The 2,500-nt window shown below is 54.5% G+C and carries 2 rRNA genes (1 of these 2 cut by a window edge); both read right to left on the reverse strand.

From position 1 onward, the window contains the following. Nucleotides 1–38 precede the first annotated feature (38 nt). Nucleotides 39–153: ribosomal RNA gene (gene rrf, locus AO692_RS29395) — 5S ribosomal RNA — on the reverse strand. 175 nt (nt 154–328) lie between these two features. Further along, nucleotides 329–2,500 (reverse strand): 23S ribosomal RNA (locus tag AO692_RS29400); it runs 628 nt beyond the window's last position.

The following is a 2,500-nucleotide window of genomic DNA, read 5'->3' on the forward strand; positions in this document are numbered from 1 at the left end:
AAGACAAAAGAATAAAGAGAATTACGTGCGTTTGGCAGACCTGGCAGCGACCTACTCTCCCGCGTCTTGAGACGAAGTACCATTGGCGCTGGAGCGTTTCACGGCCGAGTTCGGAATGGGATCGGGTGCAGCCGCTCCGCCATAACCACCAGGTCGGCGAAACGCACGTATGAGAAGCTGTATTTGTGCCATTGGCGTCTTGCAGTTTTGCTACGGGCGTTGCCCGCAAGCGCGACTGCGCGTCGCCGGTCATCCGGCGCCCTCGCGGAGCATAGGCCCTTTAGGGCCGCTCATGCGTGAGCGCTGGTGATGGACATAAGGAATGAGAACGATCAAGCCGATCGAACTATTAGTACCGGTAAGCTTCAAGCGTTGCCGCTCTTCCACACCCGGCCTATCAACGTGGTCGTCTTCCACGGTTCTCAGGGAATACTCGTTTCAAGGTGGGTTTCCCGCTTAGATGCCTTCAGCGGTTATCCCGTCCGTATATAGCTACCCTGCTATGCGGCTGGCGCCACAACAGGTCCACCAGAGATACGTCCATCCCGGTCCTCTCGTACTAGGGACAGATCCTTTCAATATTCCTACACCCACGGCAGATAGGGACCGAACTGTCTCACGACGTTCTGAACCCAACTCACGTACCGCTTTAAATGGCGAACAGCCATACCCTTGGGACCTGCTCCAGCCCCAGGATGCGATGAGTCGACATCGAGGTGCCAAACAACCCCGTCGATATGGACTCTTGGGGGTCATCAGCCTGTTATCCCCGGCGTACCTTTTATCCGTTGAGCGATGGCCCTTCCACACGGGACCACCGGATCACTATGACCGACTTTCGTCTCTGCTCGACTTGTCAGTCTCGCAGTCAGGCAGGCTTATGCCATTGCACTCAGCGAACGATTTCCGACCGTTCTGAGCCCACCATCGCGCGCCTCCGTTACTCTTTAGGAGGCGACCGCCCCAGTCAAACTACCCACCATACATTGTCCCGGACCCGGATAACGGGCCGCGGTTAGACATCCATAGTAATAAGGGTGGTATTTCAAGGGTGGCTCCACCAAGGCTGGCGCCCTGGCTTCAAAGCCTACCACCTATCCTACACATGCCACTACGAATGCCAATGTAAAGCTATAGTAAAGGTGCACGGGGTCTTTCCGTCTAACCGCAGGAACCCCGCATCTTCACGGGGAATTCAATTTCACTGAGTCTATGCTGGAGACAGCGGGGAAGTCGTTACGCCATTCGTGCAGGTCGGAACTTACCCGACAAGGAATTTCGCTACCTTAGGACCGTTATAGTTACGGCCGCCGTTTACTGGGGCTTCGATTCAGAGCTTGCACCCCTCCTCTTAACCTTCCAGCACCGGGCAGGCGTCAGACCCTATACGTCGCCTTGCGGCTTCGCAGAGCCCTGTGTTTTTGATAAACAGTCGCTACCCCCTGGTCTGTGCCACCCTCCACTGCTTGCGCAGCAAAGGGTCACGCTTCTTCCGAAGTTACGCGTGCAATTTGCCGAGTTCCTTCAGCATAGTTCTCTCAAGCGCCTTGGTATACTCTACCAGACCACCAGTGTCGGTTTCGGGTACGGTCTATAAGTGGGAGCTATTTCCTGGAACCGCTCCGCTGCCCAACCAATCCGATAAGGTTGAACAACTTGTGCGATCCGTCACTACCCACAGGCCCACGAATATTAACGTGGTTCCCATCGACTACGCATTTCTGCCTCGTCTTAGGGGCCGGCTAACCCTGCTCAGATTAACTTTAAGCAGGAACCCTTGGTCTTTCGGCGGGGGAGTCTCTCACTCCCCTTACGTTACTCATGTCAGCATTCGCACTTCTGATACCTCCACCGTCCCTCACGGGTACGGCTTCACTGGCTTACAGAACGCTCCGCTACCGCTCGTGATTGCTCACGAACCCTAAGCTTCGGTGTATGGCTTTAGCCCCGTTACATTTTCGGCGCAAAGACCCTTATTTAGACCAGTGAGCTGTTACGCTTTCTTTAAATGATGGCTGCTTCTAAGCCAACATCCTGGTTGTTTTGGGATCCTCACATCCTTTCCCACTTAGCCATAACTTGGGGACCTTAGCTGTAGGTCAGGGTTGTTTCCCTTTTCACGACGGACGTTAGCACCCGCCGTGTGTCTGCCGACTAGTACTCCTGGGTATTCAGAGTTTGCTTAGGTTTGGTAATCCGGTGAGGACCCCTAGCCCATGCAGTGCTTTACCCCCCAGGGTATTCGGTCGACGCTCTACCTAAATAGATTTCGCGGAGAACCAGCTATTTCCGAGTTTGATTGGCCTTTCACCCCTAGCCACAAGTCATCCCGAACTATTGCAACAGTTATGGGTTCGGTCCTCCAGTAGGTGTTACCCTACCTTCAACCTGCTCATGGCTAGATCACTCGGTTTCGGGTCTAATGCGTCGAACTGAACGCCCTGTTCAGACTCGCTTTCGCTGCGCCTACACCTACCGGCTTAAGCTTGCTCGACACACT

The sequence above is a fragment of the Mesorhizobium sp. 1M-11 genome (assembly GCF_001303895.1).
Lineage (GTDB): Bacteria > Pseudomonadota > Alphaproteobacteria > Rhizobiales > Rhizobiaceae > Mesorhizobium.